The organism is Streptomyces sp. NPDC047043 (assembly GCF_040644055.1).
In the GTDB taxonomy this organism is placed as follows: Bacteria; Actinomycetota; Actinomycetes; order Streptomycetales; family Streptomycetaceae; genus Streptomyces.
Genome location: NZ_JBEYVO010000050.1, coordinates 72,216 through 80,029, shown reverse-complemented (window position 1 = coordinate 80,029; position 7,814 = coordinate 72,216). Strand labels below are relative to the sequence as shown.

Below are 7,814 nucleotides of genomic sequence, written 5' to 3'. Positions count from 1 at the left end.
CGCCCGGTTACATTCCGAACCCGGAAGCTAAGCCTTACAGCGCCGATGGTACTGCAGGGGGGACCCTGTGGGAGAGTAGGACGCCGCCGAACAATCTTTGGAAGGACCCCTGGTCCCAGCGTTCAGCTGGGACCAGGGGTCCTTTTGTTTTTACAATGCTTGCGGTACCGAAGACAGGAGTCACCGATGTCCACCAACTCTCCCGACGACCGACCGGAGCGCGACCAGCGGCGACGGGACAGTGGGGACCGCGGCGATCGCGGTGGCTTCCGACGGGACGACAACCGGGGCGGCGAGCGCCGGAGTTCCGACCGTGGCGGGTTCCGCCGGGACGACCGACGCGACGACAACCGTGGTGGTTCCGACCGTGGTGGTTCCGACCGTGGTGGTTCCGACCGCGGCGGATACGGTCGGCGTGACGACCGTCGAGGCGACGACCGCGGCGGCCGTGGTGGCTTCCGGCGCGACGATCGGCGTGATGACAACCGCGGTGGTTCGGACCGTGGCAGCTATGGCCGGCGGGATGACCGGCGTGAGGGCGATCGTGGTCCCCGTCCGGCCTTCCAACGTGATGACCGTGACCGTGGACCGCGTCGTGACGACCGGGACCGTGACCGTGGGTTCCGGCGGGACGATCGTGGGGACCGCGGTGACCGTCCGGCCTTCCGCCGAGACGACCGTGGGGAGCGTCGGGAAGGCGACCGCGGCGGATTCCGGCGCGACGACCGGCGCGACGACAACCGGGGCGGTGGCTACGGCCGGCGTGACGACCGCCGAAGCGATGACCGCCGAAGCGACGACCGTGGTGGCTTCCGGCGCGACGATCGGCGTGATGACAACCGCGGTGGTTCGGACCGTGGCGGCTACGGTCGGCGGGATGACCGGCGTGAGGGCGATCGTGGTCCCCGTCCGGCCTTCCAACGTGATGACCGTGACCGTGGACCGCGTCGTGACGACCGGGACCGTGACCGTGGGTTCCGGCGGGACGATCGTGGGGACCGCGGTGACCGTCCGGCCTTCCGCCGAGACGACCGTGGGGAGCGTCGGGAAGGCGACCGCGGCGGATTCCGGCGCGACGACCGACGCGACGACCGGCGCGACGACAACCGGGGCGAGCGCGGTGGCTTCCGTGGTCGTGACGACCGCGGCGCACGTGGTCCCCGGCGTGACGACCGCCGTGACGATCGGGGTGGCCGTCCCGGAGGTTTCCGGGGTCGTGACGACCGGCGCGGCGGCGGTCGTTTCCGCGACGACCGGGACCGGGATCGTGACCGCGACCGGGAGCCGATCAAGCGGCTGCCCATCCCCGAGGACGTCACCGGCGAGGAGATCGACAAGGACGTACGGCAGGAGCTGCAGAGTCTGCCGAAGACGCTCGCGGAAGATGTCGCCAAGAACCTGGTGATGGTCGCGCGGCTCATCGATGAGGACCCCGAGGGCGCGTACGGCTACTCCAAGGTGGCCCTGCGGCTGGCCTCGCGGGTTGCCGCCGTACGAGAGGCAGCCGGGTTTGCGGCGTACGCGAATCAGAAGTACGCAGAGGCGCTCGGCGAGTTCCGGGCCGCGCGGCGGATGACCGGCAGCGTTGAGCTGTGGCCCGTCATGGCCGACTGTGAGCGTGGGCTCGGGCGGCCGGAGAAGGCGCTGGACATGGCCGGGGCGCCCGAGGTGCAGAAGCTGGACAAGGCCGGGCAGGTCGAGATGCGGCTTGTCGCGGCCGGTGCCCGGCGTGACATGGGGCAGCTCGACGCGGCGATCGTGACGCTGCAGAGCTCCGAGCTGGCTTCCAACTCCGTGCAGCCGTGGACCGCTCGGCTGCGGTACGCCTACGCCGACGCGCTGCTTGCCGCCGGTCGTGAGGGCGAGGCGCGGGAGTGGTTCGCGAAGGCCGTCGAGGCGGACCGGGACGGCAGCACGGACGCCTCGGACCGGCTCGCCGAGCTGGACGGGGTCGAGTTCGTCGACGCCTTCGACGAGGGCGAGGGCGACCCTGAGGACTCCGAGCCCGAGGACGAGATCGAGGACGAGGGCGACAGGGACTGATCCGACCTGTAGGTGAAGGGGCGGGGCCGTTGGGTCCCGCCCCTTTTGCGTGTCACGGCTCCAGCGCGCGCAGGACCAGTCCCGATGCCGGTTTCGGGCCGAACGACGTCGACTTGCGGGGCATCGTCACGCCCTGGCGGGCCAGGTCGCGGACGACCTCCTCGCGCACCGGGTGCATCAGGACGGCCGTACCGCCGTCGCGTTCCGCCTTCTCGACCGTGGCGGCCGTGTCGTGGATGTACGCGATGTGGGCCGGGGAGTCCTCGGGGATGTGCCAGACGTGATCGAGGAGCGTGGCGTGCAGGACTGTCGCGTCCAGGGTGCGCCAGGCCGTGGGGCGGCCGGCGGGGATCGTACGGGCCAGGAGGTCCGGGTCCGGGAGGTCGAGCAGGTGGAAGGCGCCGTCGCCGGCCAGGAGGAAGGCGTTGCCCGCGCAGGCGGCGTCGGCCAGGGTTTCCAGGGCTTCCGGGAGTGGTGTGTCCAGGCGACGTATGCGGAACAGGCCCTCCACGGCCGCGAGAGCGTCGGCGACCGGGAGGCTGTGCAGCAGGCGGTGGATGGCGCGTACGCGCAGGGGGTAGCGGGCCGTGTCGACGAGGAGGACGAGGCCGTAGTCCCAGGGGCTGGGGGAGGCGTGCTCCGTGCGTAGGCGGCGGTACGTCGCCCAGCGGTGGTGGCCGTCGGCGATCAGGGCCTGGTGGCCGGCCAGGTCGGACTGCACGCGGGCCAGGTCGGCCGGGTCCGTGATCGACCAGAGGCGGTGGCTGAAGCCGTCCTCCGTGGTCGTGGCCAGGAGCGGGGGACGGCCGGCCATGCGTTCCACGACCTCGGTCGCGGTCGACGTCGAGCCGTTGCCGCGGTAGGTCAGCAGGAGGGGCTCGAGGTTCGCGGAGGTGGCGCGCATCAGGGCCGCACGGTCGGCGACCACATGTGGCATGACGTCCTCATGGGGGAGGACCACACCCTCCGACGGGTCCGAGACACGCAGGGCGCCGATGATGCCGCGCTGCAGCATGCCGCTGCCGTCGCGCTGCTCGTAGACGTACAGGCCCGGTTCGGGGTCGGTGGTCAGGACACCCTCGGAGAGCCAGCGGCGGAGGGTGTCCGACGCCTGTTGGTTGCGGGCTGTGGGCGTCGGGGCCTGCGGGAGGATCAGGCGGACGATGTTGTACGGGTCGGAGTCCTGGAGGTGGTGCAGGCCGTCGGGGCGTACGACGACGTCGTACGGCGGAGACGTCACCGCGGCCAGGCTGCCGACCCGGTCGGGGTCGTAGCGAAGGCCTCGGAACGCGGTGAGTTCGAGGCCTCGGCGCGCCGTTGCTTCCGAGTGACCTGCAGTGTTCATCCCGGCATCGTACGTGTGTCAGTGGCGTGAGGGATGATCGGGGGAAAGCCGTCGAACGAGGAGCGATGCGGAATGAGCCAGAGCGTCAGGACGAGGCCCGACGGCAGTGGGCAGGCCCTGAGCGAGGCGTACGACACGGCGCTGCTCGACCTGGACGGGGTGGTGTACGCCGGTGGTAATGCCATCGTGCACGCCGTCGAGTCGCTGGCCACGGCTCGCGCCGGCGGGATGCATCTCGCGTACGTCACCAACAACGCACTGCGGACACCGGACACCGTGGCCGAGCACCTGACCGAGCTGGGGATACCGACGGGCGCCGATGACGTCATCACCTCCGCTCAGGCGGTCGCTCGGCTGATCAGTGAGCAGGTGCCGACGGGGGCGCGGGTGCTGGTGATCGGCGGGGAGGGACTGCGGGTCGCGTTGCGGGAGCGGGGGCTCGTGCCCGTCGAGTCTGCGGAGGACGAGCCGGCGGCGGTCGTGCAGGGGTACGGCGGGCCCGAGTTGCCGTGGGGGCGGTTCGCCGAGGCCTGCTACGCCATCGCGCGCGGGGTGCCCTGGTACGCGTCCAACACCGACCTGACGATTCCGAGTGCCCGCGGGATCGCGCCGGGGAACGGGGCGGCGGTGGAGGTCGTACGGATAGCGACCGGCGCCGAACCGCAGGTCGCGGGCAAGCCGTTGCCGCCCATGCACCGGGAGACGATCCTGCGGACCGGTGCCGAGCGGCCGTTGGTGGTCGGGGACCGGCTGGACACGGACATCGAGGGGGCGTTCAACGGGGAGGTCGACTCGCTGCTCGTCCTCACCGGCGTCACCGACGGCGCCCAGCTGCTCGCCGCGCCGCCGCAGCACCGGCCGACGTACGTCGACGCGGATCTGCGCGGGTTGCTCACGGGGCAGCCGGAGGTCATCGAGGCGGACGGCGGCTTCCGCTGCGGTGGCTGGACGGCCACGGCGGGTGTGGACCGGCTTGAACTGGACGGTGACGGCGAGGCGTTGGACGGCCTGCGGGCGCTGTGTGCCGCGGCCTGGACAGCGGCCGGGGAAGGTGTGTGCGAGCTGGATTCGGGGAAGGCGCTGGCACGGCTGGGGTGGTAGCCACCAGGAATCGAGCGCAGATGCGAGGGTAGGCTAACCTAACTGGGTGTTGGTCGACAGTCCTCCCGAACAGCGCGCGGAGACCGCCCCCGCGCCCCCAACCCGCCGGGCGATACGTGGCCTTGGGCTGCTCGCGTCCGTCGTGATGCTGGTGCTCGTCGCGCTGGCGAGCATTGCGATCGGGGCGAAAGAGCTGTCCCTGGAGCAGGTCTGGCACGGACTGTTCCAGGACATGGGGACGTACGGCGACGTGGTGGTCGACGAGCGGCTGTCGCGGACCGTCCTCGGGCTGCTCGCCGGCGCCGCGCTCGGCCTGTCCGGGGCGGTGCTCCAGGCGCTCACCCGCAATCCGCTGGCCGACCCCGGGCTGCTCGGCATCAACGCGGGTGCGTCCGCCGCGGTCGTCACGGCCATGACGTATTTCGGCGTCACCTCGCTGAGCGGATACGTCTGGTTCGCCTTCGTCGGCGCGGCCGCCGTCGGCGCGCTGGTCTGGTTCCTCGGGGGCAGCCGGGGGGCCACTCCCGTGCGGCTCGCGCTCGCCGGTACCGCGATCAGCGCCGCACTCTACGGCTATCTGCAGGCCGTGATGATCACGGACGACGCGGCGCTCGGCAAGATGCGCTTCTGGACGGTCGGTTCGCTGTCCTCGGCGACCGACTCGACGATCCTGCAGGTGCTGCCGTTCCTCGCGGTCGGCATGCTCCTCGCCCTCGGGCTCGCCCGGCCGCTGAACGCCGTGGCCATGGGCGACGACACCGCCAAGGCCCTCGGCGCCAACCTGAACCGCACCCGGGCGCTGTCGATGCTCGCCGCCACCGTGCTGTGCGGGGCGGCGACCGCCGCGTGCGGGCCGATCGCGTTCGTCGGGCTGATGGTTCCGCATGCGGTGCGGTCCTTCACCGGCCCCGACCTGCGCTGGATCCTGCCGTACGCCACGATCCTGTCGCCCGTGCTGCTGCTCGGTGCCGATGTCATCGGACGGGTCGTCGCCCGGCCCTCGGAGCTGCAGGTCGGCATCATCACCGCGCTCATCGGCGGGCCGGTCTTCATCTTTCTGGTACGACGGCGGAGGACGGCGCAGCTGTGAAGACCAACCGTGTGCTGAGGGCTCCGGGCGGGATCTCCCTGCGCCTGGACGTCCGTGCCGTCACCGTCGTCGTGGTGCTGTTGTTCGCCGCAATCGCCGCGAGCGTCGTGCTGATCGGGACCGGCGACTTCCCGATCTCGGCGGGCGATGTCGTCAGGACGCTGGCCGGGAACGGCAACGCCGGGCAGGAGTTCATCGTCAACGAACTGCGGCTGCCGCGGGTCCTGGTCGGGCTGCTGGTCGGCGCCTCGCTCGGGCTCGGCGGTGCGCTGTTCCAGGCCGTCACGCGCAATCCGCTGGGCAGCCCGGACGTGCTCGGCCTCGGGCAGGGGGCGACGGCCGGGGCGTTGACGATGATCGTGCTGTTCTCCGGGAGCGCCGCACAGGTCACCATGGGCGCGCTCGTGGGCGGACTGGTGACCGGCCTTGCCATCTATCTGCTCGCCTGGAAGCGGGGCGTGCACGGTTATCGACTGGTCCTGGTCGGAATCGGTGTCTCCGCGATCGTCACGGCGATCAACGGCTATCTGCTCACCGTGTCCGACATCGTCGACGCGGCCCGGGCGGTCGTATGGATGACCGGGTCCCTCAACGGCCGTGACTGGGACCAGGTCCGGCCGCTGCTCGGGCTGTGCGCCGTGCTCGTACCGCTCGTCCTCGCCAATGCGCGGGGGCTGCGGATGATGGAGATGGGCGACGACGTGTCGAACGCGCTCGGGGTGCGCGTGGAGCGCGTACGGGCGCTGCTCATGGTGGCCGCCGTCCTGCTCACCGCGACCGCCACCGCGGCCGCCGGTCCGGTCGGTTTCGTGGCGCTCACCGCGCCGCAGCTCGCGCGCCGTCTGACCCGTTCGCCCGGCCCGAACCTGCTGCCGTCCCTGTGCATGGGCGCCGCCCTGCTGGTCACCGCCGACTGGGCCTCGCAGCGGGCCTTCGGTGCCGATCAGTTGCCCGTCGGCGTCGTCACCGGAGTCCTCGGCGGCGTCTATCTGCTGTGGCTGCTGGTCACCGAGCGCAAGGCGGGCCGGATATGAGCGGCTCGGAGAACGCGTACACCCGAAGGAGCACTGTGAACCGCCTGTCCGCCGAGAACGTCACCCTCGCCTACGACCAGCGGGTCATCGCCGAGCAGCTCTCGGTGGAGATCCCCGACAACTCCTTCACCGTGATCGTCGGCCCGAACGCGTGCGGCAAGTCCACGCTGCTGCGGGCGCTCTCGCGGATGCTGAAGCCGAGCCAGGGCCGGGTGCTGCTCGACGGGCAGGTCATCCAGTCGATGCCCGCGAAGAAGGTCGCGCGGACGCTGGGCCTGCTGCCGCAGTCCTCGATCGCGCCCGACGGGATCACGGTCGCCGACCTGGTGGGCCGCGGCCGGTACCCGCACCAGGGCATCCTGCGCCAGTGGTCGACGGAGGACGAGCGGGTCGTACAGGAGTCGATGGCGCAGACGGGCGTCGCCGAGCTCGCCGATCGCTATGTCGACGAATTGTCCGGTGGGCAGCGGCAGCGCGTGTGGATCGCCATGGCGCTCGCCCAGCAGACACCGCTGCTGCTCCTCGACGAGCCGACGACCTATCTGGACATCCAGCACCAGATCGACGTCCTCGACCTGTGTGCCGAACTGCACGAGGAGCAGGGACGGACGCTGGTCGCCGTGCTGCACGACCTCAACCACGCGGCCCGGTACGCCACCCATCTGATCGCCCTGAAGAACGGCACGGTCATCGCCGAGGGCGCCCCCAGCGACATCGTCACGGCCGAGCTGGTCGAGGAGGTCTTCGGGCTGCGCTGCCAGGTCATCGACGACCCGGCGACGGGGACGCCGCTGGTGGTGCCGGCCGCGCGCAAGGCGCGTACGGAGGCGACGGTCGCCGCTACAGAAGCTTCCTGAGGACGAACAGATCGCGCAGGCTCGCCTGCAGTTTCACGCGGCCCGAGCCCCAGGCCTTCGCGAAGTGCAGTTCGCCGCCGACCAGGGCCACCAGGTCGTCCCCGGTCATGGTCAGTCTGATCTGGGCCTTCTCCGGTGGCGGGCCCTGCAGCGTGTCGTGCACCACGATCCGGCCGCCCGTCATCCGGCCCACGAACGTGGTGTCCAGGTCGGTGATCCAGCAGCTGACCGAACGGTCCAGTTCCGCGGCCGTGCGGACGTCCCCCTCGGCGTGCTGCATGTTGTCCGAGAGCTTCTCGAGTGCGGCGCGGCACTCCTCGATCGTTGCCATCGCGATCGACGGT

The 7,814-nt window shown here is 71.1% G+C and carries 8 protein-coding genes and 1 rRNA gene; 7 read left to right on the top strand and 2 right to left on the bottom strand.

The window, feature by feature from the left end:
* The 3 genes from rrf to ABZ880_RS49830 all read left to right on the top strand — a co-directional run.
* Window positions 1-92 (top strand): 5S ribosomal RNA (gene rrf / locus ABZ880_RS49840); the annotation flags it as partial.
* Between the two features lie 221 nt (window positions 93-313).
* The gene (locus ABZ880_RS49835) at window positions 314-1,405 is read left to right on the top strand and encodes a hypothetical protein (protein WP_361277724.1); all 1,092 of its coding nucleotides are present in this window, start codon (window positions 314-316) and stop codon (window positions 1,403-1,405) included.
* A complete protein-coding gene (locus ABZ880_RS49830) occupies window positions 1,297-2,043 on the top strand; it encodes a hypothetical protein (RefSeq protein WP_361277723.1) in 747 nt (248 codons plus the stop codon). The genes ABZ880_RS49835 and ABZ880_RS49830 overlap by 109 nt, the downstream gene beginning before the upstream one ends.
* A gap of 52 nt (window positions 2,044-2,095) precedes the next feature.
* Here the strand turns inward: ABZ880_RS49830 and ABZ880_RS49825 are convergent, their stop codons facing one another.
* Window positions 2,096-3,388, bottom strand: a complete 1,293-nt coding sequence (locus ABZ880_RS49825) for a DUF1015 domain-containing protein (protein ID WP_361277720.1) — start codon at window positions 3,386-3,388, stop codon at window positions 2,096-2,098.
* A gap of 72 nt (window positions 3,389-3,460) precedes the next feature.
* Here ABZ880_RS49825 and ABZ880_RS49820 point away from each other — a divergent pair, with 72 nt between their 5' ends.
* The 4 genes from ABZ880_RS49820 to ABZ880_RS49805 are packed head-to-tail and all read left to right on the top strand — an operon-like array spanning window position 3,461 to window position 7,470.
* Window positions 3,461-4,489, top strand: coding sequence for an HAD hydrolase-like protein (locus ABZ880_RS49820; RefSeq protein WP_361277719.1), 1,029 nt, complete (start codon window positions 3,461-3,463; stop codon window positions 4,487-4,489).
* Between the two features lie 46 nt (window positions 4,490-4,535).
* A complete protein-coding gene (locus tag ABZ880_RS49815; protein ID WP_361277718.1) occupies window positions 4,536-5,579 on the top strand; it encodes an iron chelate uptake ABC transporter family permease subunit in 1,044 nt (347 codons plus the stop codon).
* Window positions 5,576-6,613, top strand: coding sequence for an iron chelate uptake ABC transporter family permease subunit (locus tag ABZ880_RS49810; protein WP_361277717.1), 1,038 nt, complete (start codon window positions 5,576-5,578; stop codon window positions 6,611-6,613). Before ABZ880_RS49815 ends, ABZ880_RS49810 begins: the two co-directional genes overlap by 4 nt.
* Window positions 6,610-7,470, top strand: a complete 861-nt coding sequence (locus tag ABZ880_RS49805) for an ABC transporter ATP-binding protein (RefSeq protein WP_361277716.1) — start codon at window positions 6,610-6,612, stop codon at window positions 7,468-7,470. The genes ABZ880_RS49810 and ABZ880_RS49805 overlap by 4 nt, the downstream gene beginning before the upstream one ends.
* Here the strand turns inward: ABZ880_RS49805 and ABZ880_RS49800 are convergent.
* Window positions 7,454-7,801, bottom strand: a complete 348-nt coding sequence (locus ABZ880_RS49800) for a sterol-binding protein (protein ID WP_361277715.1) — start codon at window positions 7,799-7,801, stop codon at window positions 7,454-7,456. The genes ABZ880_RS49805 and ABZ880_RS49800 overlap by 17 nt on opposite strands.
* Window positions 7,802-7,814: the final 13 nt, after the last annotated feature.